The organism is Gracilibacillus suaedae (assembly GCF_017599345.1).
Taxonomy (GTDB): domain Bacteria; phylum Bacillota; class Bacilli; order Bacillales; family Amphibacillaceae; genus Gracilibacillus; species Gracilibacillus suaedae.
The window spans coordinates 21,981-40,652 of record NZ_JAGFVL010000014.1 but is presented as its reverse complement, the minus strand read 5'-3'; the positions used below and the strand labels follow the sequence as shown (position 1 = coordinate 40,652).

Below are 18,672 nucleotides of genomic sequence, written 5' to 3'. Positions count from 1 at the left end.
CTGAACAAGTACAAAATTAGGAAGGCGCTCTGGAGCAACTTTTATGAAAGTGGTCGTCTTTATAATTTTCAGATGACAAATAGGGTGGAACCGCGGGCAAACCCGTCCCTATGCTTTATCGATCGATAAGGCATAGGGACGGGTTTTTCTATTTCTCTCTCATTTATAACAACATAATACATAAACTGCGAAATAACTGGACATGGAATTGTACTCATCCATTCTAAATATGGCTGAGTGGAAAGCAAAGAACGATTGCTTGCGGGTTCTTTGTCTGGAAAACGAAAAAACTTTTTGTAAGATGGCTCAATGGAAAAAACTATTCGTGTACAGGAATACGATGCGTCGTCATACTAGCGTTGTTGAGCAAATCTTAGCGAAGGCCGCCCACTTCAACTCACCCCACGGAAGGGGAAGTGGGCAGCCGGAGTGGCGGTTATCATTACGATAAATGACAAAATTAATTCGTAAGTGACCGTTCGAACAACTAGTATTTTCACTAGTTCGCAGTATGTATCTAAAGTTTTCTTAATAAAATTGTTATCAATTTTATCAAACGGTCTATACGTAGGAGGATGTACTGATGAAGAATATTCAAGAGATGATATTAACCTTACAAAAGCATTGGTCAGATCAAAACTGTATCTTAATGCAAGCATATGACATTGAAAAAGGAGCCGGAACCATGTCGCCTATGACTCTTTTACGTAGTCTTGGTCCGGAACCATGGAACGTAGCATATGTAGAGCCATCACGAAGACCTGCAGATGGTCGCTATGGACAAAACCCAAACAGATTATATCAACACCATCAATTCCAAGTGATTATGAAACCATCTCCAGACAATATTCAAGAATTATATTTGGAATCATTAGAAAAGTTAGGTATTGACCCTAAGCATCATGATATTCGTTTTGTTGAAGATAACTGGGAAAACCCAACATTAGGTGCAGCTGGACTAGGGTGGGAAGTTTGGTTAGATGGTATGGAAATAACACAATTCACTTACTTTCAACAAATTGGTGGACTGGAAGCGAAACCGGTAGCCGTTGAAATCACCTATGGCATCGAAAGATTAGCTTCCTACATTCAAGATAAAGAGAATGTGTTTGACTTAGAATGGACAAAAGGAGTTACAGTTGGAGATATCTTTTATCAGCCAGAGTATGAACATTCAAAGTATACATTTGAAGAATCTGATACAGATATGCTTTTTGAATTGTTCACCACATATGAACAGGAAGCAAAGCGAGCAATGGAAAAAAAATTGGTCTTTCCAGCATACGATTATGTACTAAAATGTTCTCATACCTTTAATTTATTAGATGCTAAAGGTGTTATTTCTGTAACAGAACGTACAGGGTATATCGGACGCGTTCGTAATTTAGCAAGAGAGATCGCTAAGTTATATGTAGCAGAAAGAGAAAGACTTGGATTCCCGATGTTGAAAGGAGAAGAAAATCGTCATGAAAACAACTAATGTTTTGTTTGAAGTTGGTTTAGAAGAAATGCCAGCTCGTTTTATGACTGATACGGAAAAGCAATTAAAGGATAAAACGATCAAATGGCTTAAAAATATTCGATTAGCTTATCAAAACCTAACCACATATATAACTCCAAGGAGGTTTGCAGTATTAATTGAAGGCTTAGACTACAAACAAGCCGATCAAGAGGAAGAAGCAAAAGGACCTGCTTTGAAAATCGCACGGGATGATGAAGGAAATTGGACTAAAGCTGCGATCGGCTTCTCTAAAGGTCAAGGAAAGTCTGTAGACGATCTGTATGTAAAGGAAATTAACGGAACAAAATATGTTTTTGTAAACAAATTTTTAAAAGGAAAAACACAAGAAGAGTTGTTACCGGATTTTAAAGAGATTATTCTCAGCTTAAATTTCCCTAAAAACATGCGTTGGGCTGACCAAAGCTTGCGCTATATACGACCAATAAAGTGGCTTGTAGCCCTACAAGATGAAAATGTTATCCCATTTGAGATTGCTGGTGTACAGACTAGTAATGTCAGCTTCGGCCATCGCTTTTTAGGTGAAAAAATAGCAATAAAAACACCATCTACTTATTCACAACTATTAAGTAAGCAATATGTGATTGCGGAAACAACGAAACGGCAAAAAATGATTGTTGAAGGTATTAAACAACTGGAACAAAAAAAAGGGTGGTATATTCCTGTTGATAATGATTTACTAACAGAAGTAACGCATTTAGTAGAGTATCCTACGGTATTTTTTGGCCATTTTAGTGAAGAGTTTTTGCATATACCCAAAGAAGTGCTAATTACCTCTATGAAAGAGCATCAACGTTACTTCCCTGTACAAACTAAAGATAATCAGTTATTGCCGTATTTTATTGGCGTGCGTAATGGTACAAATGACCACATTGATACAGTGTCAAGAGGTAATGAGAAAGTGCTACGGGCAAGATTACAGGATGCACAGTTTTTCTATGAAGAGGATCAAAAACAATCGATAGATAGTAACTTAAAACAATTAGATCGTATGGTGTTCCAAGAAAGCCTTGGTACAATTGCTGACAAAGTGAAACGCGTAACAGAAATAAGCGAAATTATTGCAGCTGAATTAGATTTATCTGAGCAGCAAAAGAAGCAAATTGAAAGAGCTGCGGAGATAAGCAAATTTGATCTAGTAACCAATATGGTTAATGAATTCACTGAACTACAGGGTATAATGGGAAGAAAATATGCAACTATTTTTGGTGAAGATGACGCAGTTGCACAAGCAATTGAGGAGCATTATATGCCGAGAAATGCCCATGATGAATTGCCCTCTAGTGTGGTTGGGTCTGTTGTAAGTATTGCAGACAAAATCGATACTATTGTTGGATGTTTTTCGGTAGGCTTGATACCAAGCGGTTCGCAAGATCCTTATGCTTTAAGAAGACAAGCGCTAGGTATTTTACAGATTAACCAACATAATTGCTGGGATGTTAATATTAATCAATTAATCGAAAAGGTATTTACGTTATTTGATGCCAAAAATATATCAACAACAGAAAAATCTCACGTATTAACACAATTAGAATCATTTTTCAAACAACGTGCTGCATATATTATGAAAGAAGCAGACATTGAAGCTGATATTATAGAGGCAGTACTTGTCAATGAGCTGTCAGATTTCTCGTTATTACTAGAAAAAGCACAATTGTTGAAAGAAAAGCGCACAGACGTTGATTTTAAAGACAAACAAGAAGCTTTTGTCCGTGTAATCAATTTAGCAATGAAAGCGGAGGAAGAAGTAACTGTTGACTCTACACTTTTTGAAAAAGATGAGGAAAACCAGTTGTATCAAACATTTTTAAATATAAAAGATCACTATCGTAATGCAATGGTGAAAAAAGATGCCAAAGAAGCACTAGACCAATTAACACCATTAGTTGAGCCAATCCATCAATTCTTCGATAATACAATGGTAATGGCAGATGATGAACAGATTCGTCATAATCGTCTAGCTTTATTGAAAGTAATTGCCGATGAAATTAATCGATTTGCAGATTTAACCAAAGTCCAATGGAAACAGACGCAGATTCAGACGGACTGAGGAGGACATCACGTTCATGGAAAAAGCAATCATTTATGTTGTTTCTGATTCAGTGGGTGAAACAGCAGAATTAGTAACAAAAGCAGCACTCAGTCAATTTATGAGTGAAAATGACTATGATTTATACCGCATCCCCTATGTAGAAAATATCGAAGTTTTGCGTGGTGCTGTATACCACGCAAAACAGTTGGGGGCAATGATTGGATTCACGTTGGTCAACCCAAAGTTCAGAGAGTTTTTAATCCAGGAATCCGCTAATAAAAATGTCGAATGTGTCGATATAATGGGTCCTATGCTCCAGGCAATGGAAAGAAAATTTCAAAAGAAACCCAAACAAGAGCCAGGACTTATTCATAAGCTAGATGAAGATTATTTTAGTAGAGTGGAAGCTATTGAATTTGCAGTTCGCTATGATGATGGAAGAGATCCAAGAGGAGTAGAACAAGCAGACATTGTATTAATTGGAGTTTCTCGAACATCCAAGACACCTTTATCCCAATATTTAGCACACAAGCAATTAAAGGTTGCGAATGTCCCAATTGTCCCAGAAGTAGAACCTCCTTCTTCCTTATTTAACATTCCTACCCATAAATGTATTGGGCTAAGAATTAGTCCTGAAAAGTTAAATGGGATTAGGAAGGAACGGCTGAAAAGTCTTGGACTGGATGATCAAGCTGCATATGCAAATTTGCACCGAATCGAATCTGAATTAGATTACTTTGATAAGATCATTCAGCAATTGGGTTGTCCAGTGATTGATGTGTCGAGTAAAGCTGTCGAAGAAACAGCTAATATTATACTAAATATGATTAATCAACCTTATTGGGACATACATGATAACAAGGCAAATGAATAAATAAGTTAAGATGTTGGAAAATATATTAATTATATATTATAATTATATTTTGTGAAAATGTTTATATTATCAATAAAATGTACATTACTTACTAATATAATAAGCTTTTGTTAGACATTTCACTTCTTGTTATGTATGAAAGAAAAACATTTTTCAAAAAAAACTTAGAATTAAGCAGGAATTTGCGGTTTTGTGTAGAATAATGTATCCATAAGAACTTTTTGTTATTTCGACATTATTCAACTAGTTGTTATCATATGGATAATATTAAATATTCTTTTATGGTGTTTATAACAATTAAGTTGGAGGTATTATGTTAACAAGAGGCTGTACTGTTTACACAGTAATAGCTGTTGTTTATACCGAGGATGAGAAAATTGTCGAACCTTATATTGAGTAGTTGTGAGAAATGGTGATAAATAATGGCCCATCAAGTGTCAGATGAAACGATTGAATCACTTCGTCATGCGAATGACGTTGTTGATATTGTAGGAGAATATGTTCAATTAAAGAAACAAGGTCGCAACTATTTTGGACTTTGCCCTTTTCACTCTGAAAACACACCTTCTTTTTCCGTTAATCAAGATAAGCAAATTTATCATTGTTTTGGTTGTGGCAAAGGTGGCAATGTCATTACATTTATTATGGAAATGGAAGGATATACTTTTCAACAGGCTATTCAATATTTAGCTGAAAAATCTGGTCAGTCAATTCCTGAATTGAAAGAACCGGCAACAGAAAGGGTAAATAATGAAGAACAGACCATTTTAGACGCTTACCAGTGGTTGGTTAAGCTTTACCATCATTTATTACGTCATTCGAAAGATGGAAAAAAGGCATTGGAATATCTATATGATAGAGGTTTTTCAGATGAGGCAATCGATCAGTTTCAAATTGGTTTTTCGCCAATATCAAAAGATTTTATTGCACAATTTTTAGAGAAAAAAGGTTTCCACAAACAAGTAATGGCAAATGCAGGATTATTAACAGCTGGAAATGAAGGAAACTATTATGATCGATTTCAAGCAAGAGTTATTTTTCCAATTCGTAATCATTTAGGTAAAACAGTTGGATTTGTAGGAAGAACCATTTCAGATCAGGAACCCAAATATTTGAATAGTCCCGAATCATCATTGTTTAAGAAAAGTAAATTACTCTACAACTTTGATCTGGCAAGAAGTGAAATTCGGAAAAAAGGAGAAGTCATACTTTTTGAAGGCTCTGCAGACGTAATTGCAGCTCATCAAGCAAGTGTTACAAATGGGGTTGCATCATTAGGAACTTCTTTAACCGAATCACATGCCAGTCTTTTAAGAAGGTATGTTGATACAGTTCTCATTTGTTATGACGGCGATGATGCCGGCCAAAATGCTACGTATAAAGCTATTCAGTTATTGAAAAAAGTGGGTTGTAACATAAAAGTGGCAGCATTACCTTATAATTATGATCCAGATCAATATATACAAGAGTATGGCAGCGACAATTTTCGAAAACAAGTGATTGAAACAGCAGATACTGAAATGGTCTTCCTTATGAAGTATTTAAAAAAGAATTTTAATTTAAAACTTGAAGGAGATCGACTGCAATATGTAGAAAGAGTAATAGGGGAAATTGCACAGTTAGATAGTTCTATCGAACGAGATCATTATATACGAGAATTAGCAGAAGAATTTAATCTCGCTTACGATGCTTTGACACAAGAATTAATGTCTCAAATGCGAAATATCAAAAAAAATGATGATAACCGAGTAAGGTTTGGTAATACTAATGGTGGAAATCAACAGAAATATACACCAAAACAGTTAAATGTTTTGCCACCAGCATATCAAAATGCAGAACGTCGGTTAATCGCATTTATGTTACAAAATACTCACATTGCAGAAAAAGTCAAAGAAACGATTGGATCTAAGTTCAATTTAGAGCAACATCAAATTATTGTAACCCATTTGTACGGATATTATGAAGAAGGGAATCCACCTGATCCCAGTCATTTTTTAACATATCTGGATGATGCAAATCTTCAACAAACAGTTGTTGAGTTATCGATGATGGATTATTCTTGGGAAATATCAGAGAAGGAGCTGCAAGATTATATTCATCTTATTCAATCAGAACAGACAGACAGTGAACAAATGAAACAACTACAACAACAAATGAAACAGTTAGAGAAAACAGATCCAAAAGAAGCAGCTAAAGTAGCAATGGAGATTATAAAGATAAAACAACAATCGAAAAATTGGAGTTAGTTTTGGAAGGAGGGGCACTCATGGCAGAAAACAAGCCGTCACGTTCAAAAGAAGCTGAATTAACAGTTGAGCAGGCCAAAGACCAATTATTGGAATTAGGTAAAAAACGTGGTGTATTAGCATATGAGGAAGTAGCAGAAAGGTTATCAAATTTTGACTTAGAATCTGACCAAATGGATGAATTTTATGAGTACCTGAATGAACAAGGTGTTGAAGTGATAGGAGATTCAGATGAAGATCCTACCATGCAGCAGCTGTCAAAAGAGGAAGAATTTGATCTAAATGACTTAAGTGTACCGTTAGGAATTAAAATTAACGACCCAGTTCGTATGTATTTAAAGGAAATTGGCCGAGTTGATTTATTATCTGCTTCGGAAGAAATTGATCTTGCTAAGAAAATTGAAGAAGGTGATGAGTACGCTAAAAAGAGATTAGCTGAAGCAAACCTTCGTTTAGTTGTTAGTATCGCCAAACGTTATGTAGGGCGCGGTATGCTATTTCTAGACCTTATTCAAGAAGGTAATATGGGTCTTATAAAAGCAGTAGAAAAATTCGATTTCCGTAAAGGGTTTAAGTTCAGTACCTATGCAACCTGGTGGATTCGACAAGCCATTACAAGAGCAATTGCTGACCAGGCAAGAACGATCAGAATTCCAGTTCATATGGTAGAAACAATCAATAAACTGATTCGTGTTCAACGTCAATTACTACAAGATCTGGGAAGAGAACCAACGCCAGAAGAAATTGCGAAGGATATGGATTTAACACCTGACAAGGTAAGAGAAATTTTAAAGATTGCTCAAGAGCCTGTATCATTGGAAACACCGATTGGTGAAGAAGATGACTCACACCTTGGAGACTTTATTGAGGACCAAGAAGCTACATCACCGTCTGATCATGCAGCATATGAGTTATTAAAAGAACAATTAGAAGATGTCTTAGATACACTAACAGATCGTGAAGAGAATGTGCTTCGATTGCGTTTTGGTTTAGATGATGGCAGAACAAGAACATTAGAAGAGGTCGGTAAAGTATTTGGCGTTACTCGTGAAAGAATTCGTCAAATTGAAGCAAAGGCACTACGAAAATTACGTCATCCAAGTCGTAGCAAACGATTAAAAGATTTCTTGGAATAAATCTTTATGGTGATTAATGAACTATCTTCTTTTTTAGAAGATAGTTCATTTTTAAATATTTGCTTAGACTATCAATGTTTCACCTAATTATCCGATATAATGGTTAAAGTGGTTCAGACTTGGAGATGGTATTAATGGAAGAAGAACGTAAGCAAACAATAATTAATGAAATTAATTATTGGAAAACTCATCAACTGTTACCAAATCAGTATTGTGATTTCTTGCTAGCTCTTTATACGGAAGGTGAAGGGCTATCAGAGAAAAAGCAAGAAACGAAACATACACCCTATTATTTGCTATTTTATTTTATGGACACCTTACTCATATTATTGCCGTTTTTTATTTTTCAGTTTACAGATAATCGATTGGTACAGATAATTGGTATCGTTCTCACACTCTGTATAGCGTTCGCAATGATTAAAATCTTTTCACGGCATAGCGGATTGCAAGATTCTTATGCTATCATGATATTTTTTGTAGTATTTTTATTTGTTACCGTGTTATGGATGAATGATTATATAAAGAAATGGTGGATAACCTATTTATGGATTTTTATTAATAGTATATCCTGGATTACATATGGAAAGTTTAAAAAACAATTTTTTATGCAAGTGGCAGGTGTTTTTATTTTAATTATTCTAATCATTATGCTTGGTTTCTATTATTTTTAGACATTTTCATGAATTTTAATGAGTATCACTTTTCTATTTGTCCTTTTTGAAGTAAAATAAAGATGGTTTTCCATTTATACATAGTAGAAAAATTTGTTGGTACGTAAAACCCAACTTGACGTGTCATTGAAGGAGGAAAAAACGATGAAGAAAAATCCAATTATACCTTTTGCACTTATTGCTGTTCTTGGGATTTTAGCGATGATCATTTTATCCGTATTTGGTCTCAACGAACAAGAAAGAATTGCAACTGGTGGAGATGGTGAAGGTGAAACAACAGAAGCTGATCCAGAAGCACTAATTCAAAGCTGTATTGGATGTCACGGTGGTGACTTAGAAGGTGGAAGTGGTCCATCGCTTAATGATGTTCATGAGAGATTAAGTGTTGAGGAAATTGAAAGTATGATTATCAACGGTTCCGAGAATGGTAATATGCCAGGTGGTTTAGTAACGAACGAAGAAGCTGCAGTATTGGCGGAATGGCTCTCTGAGGGGCAAGAATAAATTTGCAAAAGCTTTCTGTGTCGACAGAAGGCTTTTTTCATCTTTCAATATAGTTAAGAAGGGACTAAAAACATGCTATCCAAAAGACTAGAAAAATTAGCCGATTACTTGCACAAGCCGGTTCATTTTGCTGATATTGGTTCTGACCATGCTTATCTACCATGCTATGTATGTTCACGGCACGAACATGCAACAGCCATTGCCGGGGAAGTTAACCAAGGTCCGTTTGAAAGGGCAAAGCAAACCGTTGGAGAATATGGACTAGCTGACCGAATTGAAGTACGAAAAGGGAATGGCTTGGATGTGATTAAAGAAAAAGAAGTGAATCAAATTACCATTGCTGGTATGGGAGGGAAACTAATTCGAACCATATTGGAGGAAGGTAAGGCAAAATTATCTGGTGTCTCCCGATTAATTCTACAACCTAATATAGACGCTCAAATTGTTCGTAAGTGGTTAATCGATCATCATTATCAGATTGTCGCAGAAGAGATTATTTCAGAGGATGGATATATTTATGAGATCATAGTTAGTGATTATCAAAATACCCCCTCACAATTTTCCGAGAAAGAACTATTATTTGGTCCATATCTTTTACAAGAAAAAAGTGAAGTTTTTTTTAACAAATGGCGTAATGAGAAAGAAAAACGTATCAAGCTAGTCAATCAAATGAAACAAGCTACAAACTTGCCAGTTGACAAAATAAAGAAGCTTGAAACAGAGATGGAATGGATTGAGGAGGTAATAGAAGATGTCAACCGTTAAAGATGTAATCCGTTTATTCGAGAAATGGGTTCCTACGCATTATGCAGAGTCTTGGGATAATGTTGGCTTACAAGTAGGAGCAAAGGACCAAAAAGTGAATAAAATTATGATCACGTTAGATGTGACAGATGCTGTCGTAGATGAAGCGATCGAGAAAAATGTCGACTTTATTATTGCGCATCATCCGCTTCTATTCAAAGGTTTAAAGCATATTGATTTTCAAGATCCTAAAGGCAGAGTGGTGAAAAAGTTAATTCAGCACAATATCACCGTCTATGCAGCCCATACCAATCTGGATGTAGTCAGTGGAGGTGTAAATGACCTGTTAGCACAAAGGTTAGAGCTAATCAATACAAAGGCTTTAGTACCAACCATAGAAGAACAGTTGTTGAAATTTATTGTCTATGTTCCACAATCACACTTGAATGTTGTGGTCGAGAAAATAGGAGATGCTGGAGCAGGGCACATTGGTAATTACAGTCATTGTACCTTCAGGGCTTTTGGAACAGGTGCTTTTAAACCATTAGAAGGGACTAATCCTTTCCTTGGTACACAAGGGAAAATAGAAGAAGTAGATGAGTATAAAGTAGAAACCATTATAAAAAAGTCCCAGTTGTCATCTGTCTTGCAAGCAGCGGAGAAAGCACATCCATATGAAGAGATGGCCTATGACCTAGTACCACTTGCTAATAAAGGTAATCAAGAGGGGTTAGGCAGGATCGGTAAGCTGGCTCATCCGATGAAATTATCAGAATATGTAGAAGTAGTAAAACGCAATTTAAATATCCCAGCATTACGTTATGTTGGCGATCAAGATCAATTGATTAAGAAGATTGCTGTACTTGGTGGCAGTGGTAAAGCGTATATCGATGTAGCACGTAAAGCTGGTGCCGATCTATATGTAACTGGCGATATAACCTTTCATGAAGCGCAAGATGCAGAGGAAGCGGGGCTTTGCTTGATTGATCCGGGTCACCATGTAGAGGAAGTAATGAAAGAAGCGGTAAAAGATTATTTTTTAGCAAACCTTGATGCATTACCAGAAAAAATCGAAGTAGAGGTCTCAACCTTATCAACCGATCCATTTCGTTACCAATAAGTAAAAAGTTAATTTCGTTTGATCCATAGGAGATAACTACTTTTTGAGCGGACATTTAGTGCGTTATTTGACTGAAAATCACCCGTTTTTCGATGTAAGCGGACATTGAATCCCTTATTTCGTTCATTTTGGCTTATATTAGTACTATTTTCGATGAATAGCGGAATAGATGTCCGCGATCACCTTAAATAGACCACTTTTGTTACAAATAACGGAACAAATGTCCGCACTAAACCCAGCTTTACACAGTTTATGTACATAAGAAGCAGGCACCGGAAAGGTGTCTGCTTCTTATTTTTTGGCTTTTACTTTTGGTAAAATTTTATCTTTCTTTACTTTTGACGTACGATCCCATGTTTCGGGATTATTGGGGTCATATAATTCGATGAATTTGATAACTTCTTTTGCAATTGGTGTCGGTGTTGATGCACCAGCAGTGACGGCAACTTTTGACACACCTTCTAACCATTCATATTGAATCTCAGATACATCAGCGATTCGATGTGCTTGAGTACCAGCTTTCTCAATGGAAACTTGTGCTAAGCGGTTGGAGTTATTACTGCGTGGATCTCCAACAACTAAAGTTAAATCAGCATCTTTTGCTTGTTCCGCTACCGCTTCTTGGCGAACCTGGGTTGCCATACAGATTTCTTGTTCCATCTCAGTTTGCGGGTATTTCTCCTGTACTTTGAGCATCACATCATGAACATCCCACTGACTCATTGTAGTTTGATTGGTTACTAAGATTTTTTCAGCATCAATATTTAAGTTTTCAACATCTTCTTGATTTTGTATTAAATGAACATGTTCCGGTGCGACACCTACTGCACCCTCAGGTTCTGGATGGCCTTTCTTACCAATGTAGACAATTTCGTAATTGTTTTTAACTTTCTCACGAATCAAATCATGTGTTCTTGTAACATCCGGACATGTTGCATCAAGAACAGTCAATCCTTTTTCTTCTGCACGTTTCTTCACTTCCGGCGATACACCGTGAGCTGTGAAAATAACTGTCCCATCTTCAATTTCCTCTAACAGCTCTTCACGATTTTTTCCATCTAATGTGTAAACACCTTGTTCTTGGAAGGCATTGGTTACGTGCGAATTATGAACAATCATACCAAGTATATAAATAGGGCGAGGTAGATTGGGATCCTTTACTGCATTTTGAGCAATTACCATTGCATCGACAACTCCATAGCAATACCCTCTAGGAGCAATCTTAATTACTTCCATTCTGGTTCCCCCTCTGTACTTTCTACTAGAGATCAAGTAAAATGTTTAATAGCGGACTTGAATTTGTCCAATACTTATATTATAAAGGTATTTGCTACAATTGACAAAGATATTTGTTAACTAGAAGGAGAATAACATGGAAAAGCATCTATTTAAACAATATGCGTTGAATGATTGGATGAATGAAGTGATTGGCAAGCTAGGATTTTATGAGCCCACTGCAATTCAAGCCAAGGTCATTCCAGAGGCTTTAAAAGGAAAAGACATTATTGGACAATCAGAAACTGGATCAGGGAAAACTCATGCCTTTTTAATCCCATTATTGAATAAAATCGACACAAATCAATTCGAAACCCAGGTTGTTTTAACTGCACCAACAAGAGAACTTGCTAGCCAAATATATGATGAAGTGAAGAAAATTATGCAGTTTTCTGGAAATGAGGCTGATTGGCGTGCAAAGTTAATTATCGGTGGAACTGATAAAAAAAGAATGGTGGAAAAAATGAAGCAACCTCCACATATCGTTGTAGGTACACCAGGGCGTATTTTAGATTTAATACAAGAAGGTGTATTAGATATTTATTCCGCGCGTTCATTTGTGATCGATGAAACAGATTTAATGTTGGAATTAGGTCTTATTGAAGAAATTGACCGGATTCTCACTAATGCAGATCCTAATATTCAAGTGATGGTGTTCTCAGCTACGATTCCAGAGAAATTACAGCCATTTCTCAAGAAATACTTACATGCACCCCTTTATGTCGACATTGATGACCGCTTAGCTCCTGAGAGGTTGGAGCATCGGTTAATTGACCTTAGACACCGTGAACAAGCTGATGTCATTTTTGATATTTCTAAGGTCATTCAACCATATTTAGCTATTATTTTCACCAATGGTAAGGATAATGCTAATCAATTAGGGGATCAATTACAGGCTAAAGGGTTAGAGGTTGGACTGATACATGGTGGTCTTAATCAACGGGAACGAAAAAGAGTACTTAAAGAAATTCAGCAGTTGAAGTATCAATATATTGTCGCAACTGATCTGGCTGCACGTGGTATCGATATTAAGGGTGTCAGTCATGTGATTAATGCAGAATTACCAAAAGAAGAATCATTTTATTTGCATCGTGTGGGTAGAACAGCTCGTGCAGGCATGGAAGGTACAGCAATTAGCCTTTACCATGAAGAAGATATTGTACTTATTAAGAAACTAGAAAAAAAAGGATTAACTTTTACGTTTTATGATGTAGTAAAAGGTGAGTGGCGTGAAGCTAAAGCCTGGAATATTAGGCAAAAGCGTGAACGAGGGGAATCAGAGATTGAAAAAAAGGCATGGCAACAAATAAGGAAACCGAAAAAAGTGAAGCCAGGTTATAAGAAAAAAATGAAAAAGCAACAGCAAAGAGTAAAAAAGAAAATAGAAAGAAATCAATATAAGAAAAAATAGAGAAGGTGAGAGGAATTATGTTAAAAATTGGATCGCACGTATCAATGAGTGGAAAAAAAATGCTATTAGGGTCAAGTGAAGAAGCAGTGTCATATGGGTCAACAGCTTTTATGATTTATACAGGGGCCCCACAAAATACTAGAAGAAAACCGATAGAAGAATTAAATATTGAAGCAGGTCGTCAACATATGGAAGACAATGGTATTGTGGATGTTGTCGTCCATGCCCCATATATTATCAATATTGGAAATGTAAAAAAGAAAGAAACTTTTGAACTTGGTGTATCGTTTTTAAAGAGTGAGATTGATCGTACTGAAGCAATCGGTGCTAAACAAATTGTGCTACATCCTGGTGCACATGTTGGCGAAGGTGTTGATACAGGAATAGCAAAAATTATTGAAGGATTAAATGAAGTACTAGATCCCAAACAAGATGTCCAAATTGCGTTGGAAACAATGGCTGGTAAAGGATCAGAAATTGGTCGAAGTTTTGATGAACTAGCTAAAATTATCGATGGTGTAACACACAATGAACAACTTTCAGTCTGTATGGATACTTGTCATATTCATGATGCTGGATACCCAATTGTAGATGATTTCGATGGTGTTTTAAATGAGTTTGACAAAATAATCGGTCTTGATCGATTAAAAGTTGTCCATATTAACGACAGTAAAAATGTCCAAGGCGCAGGAAAAGACCGACATGAAAATATTGGATTTGGACACATTGGATTTGAGACGATTCATAACATTGTCCATCATGATCAATTAACAGAATTGCCGAAAATTTTGGAAACTCCTTATGTTGGAGAAGATAAAAAAAATAAAAAGCCCCCATATAAATTTGAGATTGAAATGTTGAAAAATGGTTCTTTTGTAACAGATTTAAAAGAACATATTGTGAATCAGTAATAACATAATGGAATATCCTGCCTTTAAGCGTTTATTCCAGTTGTAAAAAACTCTGCCATTTGATGAAAGATGGCAGAGTTTTTTCATTAGTTGCTTTTCTAATTATTTATTTGAAATAATCTTCTACTCCAAATTCCTTAATTAGCTTATAAAATAGTTGCTGACAAGCTTTAGCTGTTTTTATATCTGTGATTTGTGCAAGTTTTCTCAGCATTTGTGCTCGATCTTCGGCATTTGTCGGATCATAACTGCTACTTTTTAAATGACTGGATATTAATCTTGCTTGGTCTTCTGTAATAGAAATATGATATTTCTTTGCATATTCTGTTATTTCTTTTGCGCTGATTTTCCTCAATTTACTAAGCATAATATGTTTGGTTAAACCGTTCATATCAAAAACTCCTTTATTATCGTTTCATTATTTTATGCAATAATGTTTCATTTTTGTGCATATGGGTAATAAGAGTAGAGTGTAAATTGTTTGCATTAATCGACATTTTTCGCTAACATATAGCGCTGTAGATTAAAACTACAACATGCACAAATGAATGGAAAACAAAGGAGTGTGTTTTTACATGTCAAAAAAGATACAATGGGTTAGCATTGTATTTACTTTGGTGCTTATTGGTTGGAGCTATTATCAAATAAATTCATATAAATCAGAAATGCAAGCACTAAAGAAAGATAAGGTTGAATTAGAGCAAGAGTTGCAAAATATGGAATCACAAGCTCAATATATTTTAACCCAAGCTAATCAAAAAGAAGTTGAATTAACTCATGAAACATGGCCGAAATATTTCGAAATAGCAGAGGTCATGGTGGAGGAAAGTGAAGGGAAGTTTCTTAGACCATGGGCGATATATTTAGTGAAAGAAGCTAAAACGTATGGTATCGACCCATTTATTGTTTATGAACTGTTAAAAATTGAGACAGGTAACAGTTTTGATCCTGAATTAGTTGGTCCGGAAACAAAATATGGGCATGCATACGGTATGGCACAGTTTATGAAAAATACTGCACCATGGATAGCAGATATGGCCGATATTCCTTATAAAGATGAACTTTTATTTGATCCGTATTATGCGATTAAATTATCTTTAGTTTATATTGATTATTTATATGATCAATATGACAATTGGGATGAAACATTGACAGCCTATCATCGTGGTATGGCAGGCTTAGAGCAGTATAAGCTGAAAAACGGTCATGCTAATAGTCAATATGCGACACGGATTCAAAAGAATGCCCAAAAATACAAAGAGTTTGTTGCATATGCACCGTAATGGAAAGTAGAATTTACCACGTAACAGTAAAAAGAAAAAAGGCATACTAAAAATGTACCTCTAAAAGAAAGGGAGGGTATACAGTATGCCAGAGCATCAGAATGACCAACAAGTTGAGAAAGCTCCTAAAATCGATAACGGACGTATCGATGAAACACCTCAATCTAAACAATTTGTAGCTACAGATGAGTTGTATGCAGTAGATGAGGCATATAAAAGGGAAGCAGAAACTTCTGCTGAGTTATCAGCAAATGAATTTAATCGCCCTGTAGAATCTGAAGAGCAAGAAACAGAAATGCAATCAGATGTTAACACTGCATGGGGTTGGGCTGGTTTAGTTTTAGCCTTAGCTTCCTTTTTTGTTTGGCCGCTTTTGCTGGCAATTGGTGGCATTGTCTTAGGGTTTATTTCCAGACAACAAGGAGCCAATACGCTAGGAAATGCGGCTATCGTAACAGCGATAGTTTCCATATTAATTTCGCTGATATTTATACCGTTATAAATAACAAAGGCAAGCCGTTTATGGCTTGCCTTTTGTGTAATCTTATATTTCTTGTACTTCTTCTTTTTGTTTTTGGATGTATTCTTCAGCAATTTTATCTACTTCTACTTTTAATTCTTCTACCATTGTTTCTTCCGGTACTTTTCGAATAATTTCACCGTGACGGAATAATAAACCTTCGCCACGAGCGCCTGCGATACCAATATCTGCTTCACGTGCTTCTCCTGGTCCATTTACAGCACATCCAAGCACAGCAACTTTGATAGGTGCTTTAATGGTTGAAATGTATTCCTCCACTTCATTAGCAATCTTAATGAGATCAATTTCAATACGTCCACAAGTAGGGCAAGAAATTAATGTTGCTGCATTTGAAGCTAAACCAAATGATTTTAGTAACTCTTTAGCAACTTTGACTTCTTCTACCGGATCCGCACTTAACGAAATACGCATGGTGCTTCCGATCCCTTTACTTAGAATGGCCCCCATACCAGCGGCACTTTTAATACTGCCTGCGAAAAGAGTTCCAGATTCTGTGATTCCTAAATGTAAGGGATATGGAATAACTTCTGCTGCTTTTTCATACGCTTCAATTGCTAATTTAACATCTGAAGCCTTTAAGGACACAACAATATCATGAAAGTCTAACTCTTCTAGAATTTTAATATGATGAAGTGCACTTTCAACCATACCATCAGCGGTAGGATAACCGTATTTTTCTAAAATATGGCGTTCAAGAGAACCTGCGTTGACTCCAATTCGAATTGGAATACCTTTCTCCTTAGCAGCATTTACTACTGCTTCCACTTTATCTCTTTTTCCAATATTACCAGGATTAATACGAATTTTGTCTGCGCCACCTTCAATTGCTTTTAGCGCTAGTTTATAATTAAAGTGAATATCAACTACTAGTGGAATGTTGATTCTTTTTTTTATTTCAGGAATTGCATTGGCTGCACGTTCGTCAGGACAAGCTACACGCACCACTTGACAGCCAGCCTCTTCAAGCCGTTCAATTTCTTTAACAGTTGCTTCGACATCGTGTGTTTTAGTAGTTGTCATGGATTGAATGACTACTTCATCCTTTCCGCCAACCATCACATTTCCCACTTTTACAGGTCGTGTATCTTTCCGATGTATTAAAGCCATAAATAAAATCGCTCCTTTAATTCAGTTTCCCAAAATTTCATGCATATAAAATGGTAAATCACTGTTAGCATTTATTAATTAAATATAATCAGTGGCAGAAAATTTATTACCATTGTCCATTATAAAGGTTAAAATAAGAAAAGAGAAGTATCAAACCTTATTCTTCGTGAAAAAATAATAAATTGAAACTAATGAGCACTTTTTTCCGTATGTTATGATAGATAAAAAAACGATTTGGGGTGAGCAAATGTTTACAATAACTGCAGATTGGATGAGCTTTGTCATCGTTGCTTTAGCAACACTTTTTCTTATTGGTGAACTACTCGTCAATGCAAAAGGCATTTTCAGTGTTTTAGGTTTAGGATTTATCACTATTTATTTTGCTTCATTTTTAGATCCCGGTATGTTTTTTATAATGATCATTATTTATTTCTTCGGCTTAATGCTGATGGTTATTGATGGTAAGGTTGTTAATGATGGCACCTTGGCAGTAATAGGTCTTGTTTGTATGATCGTATCCGTTGGATTTACCGCTCCGAACATGTCTGCTGGCTTGTATGCAATTATGGGTGTATTTATTGGTGCCATCAGTTCCTTAGGCTTCTTAAAGGTTTTTAAGAAGCGTCAGATGTGGACAAAAATTACATTGTTTGATCAGCTGACAGATGAAGCGGGTTATTCAAGTATTAATCAATCATATAAAGAGTTAGTGGGTGAAACGGGAATAACAACAACAGATATGAGACCGATAGGTACGGTATTAATTGGTAAGAAGGAATATAGTGCTATTACGGAAGGAAAATGGATTACCAAAGATACCGAAGTTGAAATCGTAGAGGTGGATGGAACAAGGATACTTGTAAAGGATAAAAAGATAAAAGATAAGTCTGCTGAGTAAGAAGCAGGCTTTTTTTTATTGTATTTTACAATATGTAAGCGAATGTCTAACGATTTGCTTCGATTTTTCATAGCGGAACAAGTAGAAGTAAGCTAACCTAAATTTACATATTCAAGAAATCGTAATGCAACTTTTTCTGAAAAATAAGCTTTTCTACAAAAAGATCAAAAATTTTGTCAAAAGGACTATTATTATGTCCGAATGTTGTTATAATGAAATTGTTTGTTAAGGTTTTGTAAATTTTAAAAAAATTACTTTACAAACCCTTAATAAATAATTAATAATGAGGTGGTGTGCGTAGGAGGTTTGTCTAATTTTGTCGTTGCTACTTTAAATATAGAAAATAAACGGGATAGAAGGCAATACTTTCGACACATTGGTCATACTAAAGAAAGACAAA

Annotated in this window: 17 protein-coding genes and 1 other annotated feature (1 of these 18 cut by a window edge); of the genes, 14 read left to right on the top strand and 3 right to left on the bottom strand. The window is 35.7% G+C overall.

Annotated elements, in window-relative coordinates; genetic code table 11:
• Positions 1-113 (top strand) — a binding site (T-box leader); it begins 65 nt to the left of the window's first position.
• A 470-nt stretch (positions 114-583) separates the two neighbouring features.
• From glyQ to J5J03_RS02455, 9 genes are all read left to right on the top strand, one after another.
• Positions 584-1,480: a glycine--tRNA ligase subunit alpha gene (glyQ, locus tag J5J03_RS02495; protein ID WP_208585937.1), complete on the top strand. Its 897-nt coding sequence runs from the start codon at positions 584-586 to the stop codon at positions 1,478-1,480.
• Positions 1,467-3,569: a glycine--tRNA ligase subunit beta gene (glyS, locus tag J5J03_RS02490; RefSeq protein WP_208585936.1), complete on the top strand. Its 2,103-nt coding sequence runs from the start codon at positions 1,467-1,469 to the stop codon at positions 3,567-3,569. The genes glyQ and glyS overlap by 14 nt, the downstream gene beginning before the upstream one ends.
• A 16-nt stretch (positions 3,570-3,585) precedes the next feature.
• On the top strand, positions 3,586-4,425 hold the full coding sequence (locus J5J03_RS02485) for a pyruvate, water dikinase regulatory protein (RefSeq protein ID WP_208585935.1): 840 nt from the start codon (positions 3,586-3,588) through the stop codon (positions 4,423-4,425).
• Between the two features lie 422 nt (positions 4,426-4,847).
• The gene (dnaG, locus tag J5J03_RS02480; RefSeq protein ID WP_208585934.1) at positions 4,848-6,671 is read left to right on the top strand and encodes a DNA primase; all 1,824 of its coding nucleotides are present in this window, start codon (positions 4,848-4,850) and stop codon (positions 6,669-6,671) included.
• A gap of 20 nt (positions 6,672-6,691) precedes the next feature.
• Positions 6,692-7,807, top strand: a complete 1,116-nt coding sequence (rpoD, locus tag J5J03_RS02475) for an RNA polymerase sigma factor RpoD (protein ID WP_018931604.1) — start codon at positions 6,692-6,694, stop codon at positions 7,805-7,807.
• Between the two features lie 119 nt (positions 7,808-7,926).
• On the top strand, positions 7,927-8,478 hold the full coding sequence (locus J5J03_RS02470) for a hypothetical protein (RefSeq protein ID WP_208585933.1): 552 nt from the start codon (positions 7,927-7,929) through the stop codon (positions 8,476-8,478).
• A gap of 144 nt (positions 8,479-8,622) precedes the next feature.
• Positions 8,623-8,982 (top strand): cytochrome c550, encoded by a 360-nt coding sequence (cccA, locus tag J5J03_RS02465; RefSeq protein WP_208585932.1) that lies wholly within the window; start codon positions 8,623-8,625, stop codon positions 8,980-8,982.
• A gap of 72 nt (positions 8,983-9,054) precedes the next feature.
• The gene (locus J5J03_RS02460; RefSeq protein ID WP_208585931.1) at positions 9,055-9,747 is read left to right on the top strand and encodes a tRNA (adenine(22)-N(1))-methyltransferase; all 693 of its coding nucleotides are present in this window, start codon (positions 9,055-9,057) and stop codon (positions 9,745-9,747) included.
• Positions 9,734-10,846, top strand: coding sequence for a Nif3-like dinuclear metal center hexameric protein (locus tag J5J03_RS02455; RefSeq protein WP_208585930.1), 1,113 nt, complete (start codon positions 9,734-9,736; stop codon positions 10,844-10,846). The genes J5J03_RS02460 and J5J03_RS02455 overlap by 14 nt, the downstream gene beginning before the upstream one ends.
• Positions 10,847-11,137: 291 nt before the next feature.
• On the opposite strand, the gene J5J03_RS02450 is transcribed toward J5J03_RS02455, so the two are convergent.
• The gene (locus J5J03_RS02450) at positions 11,138-12,082 is read right to left on the bottom strand and encodes a 4-hydroxy-3-methylbut-2-enyl diphosphate reductase (protein ID WP_208585929.1); all 945 of its coding nucleotides are present in this window, start codon (positions 12,080-12,082) and stop codon (positions 11,138-11,140) included.
• 136 nt (positions 12,083-12,218) lie between these two features.
• Here J5J03_RS02450 and J5J03_RS02445 point away from each other — a divergent pair, with 136 nt between their 5' ends.
• Positions 12,219-13,532 carry a DEAD/DEAH box helicase gene (locus tag J5J03_RS02445; RefSeq protein WP_208585928.1) on the top strand — a complete coding sequence of 438 codons (1,314 nt, stop codon included), beginning with the start codon at positions 12,219-12,221 and terminating at the stop codon, positions 13,530-13,532.
• A 17-nt stretch (positions 13,533-13,549) separates the two neighbouring features.
• Positions 13,550-14,443 carry a deoxyribonuclease IV gene (locus J5J03_RS02440; protein WP_208585927.1) on the top strand — a complete coding sequence of 298 codons (894 nt, stop codon included), beginning with the start codon at positions 13,550-13,552 and terminating at the stop codon, positions 14,441-14,443.
• A gap of 106 nt (positions 14,444-14,549) precedes the next feature.
• On the opposite strand, the gene J5J03_RS02435 is transcribed toward J5J03_RS02440, so the two are convergent.
• Positions 14,550-14,834, bottom strand: a complete 285-nt coding sequence (locus tag J5J03_RS02435) for a DUF2624 family protein (RefSeq protein ID WP_208585926.1) — start codon at positions 14,832-14,834, stop codon at positions 14,550-14,552.
• Between the two features lie 184 nt (positions 14,835-15,018).
• On the opposite strand from J5J03_RS02435, the gene J5J03_RS02430 reads away from it, so the two are divergent.
• Both J5J03_RS02430 and J5J03_RS02425 read left to right on the top strand, forming a co-directional pair.
• Positions 15,019-15,726: a lytic transglycosylase domain-containing protein gene (locus J5J03_RS02430; protein ID WP_208585925.1), complete on the top strand. Its 708-nt coding sequence runs from the start codon at positions 15,019-15,021 to the stop codon at positions 15,724-15,726.
• 85 nt (positions 15,727-15,811) lie between these two features.
• Positions 15,812-16,228, top strand: coding sequence for a DUF4190 domain-containing protein (locus J5J03_RS02425; protein WP_208585924.1), 417 nt, complete (start codon positions 15,812-15,814; stop codon positions 16,226-16,228).
• A gap of 42 nt (positions 16,229-16,270) precedes the next feature.
• Here J5J03_RS02425 and ispG read toward each other — a convergent pair whose 3' ends face one another.
• A complete protein-coding gene (gene ispG / locus J5J03_RS02420; RefSeq protein WP_208585923.1) occupies positions 16,271-17,374 on the bottom strand; it encodes a flavodoxin-dependent (E)-4-hydroxy-3-methylbut-2-enyl-diphosphate synthase in 1,104 nt (367 codons plus the stop codon).
• 247 nt (positions 17,375-17,621) lie between these two features.
• On the opposite strand from ispG, the gene J5J03_RS02415 reads away from it, so the two are divergent.
• Positions 17,622-18,272: an NfeD family protein gene (locus J5J03_RS02415; protein ID WP_208585922.1), complete on the top strand. Its 651-nt coding sequence runs from the start codon at positions 17,622-17,624 to the stop codon at positions 18,270-18,272.
• Positions 18,273-18,672: the final 400 nt, after the last annotated feature.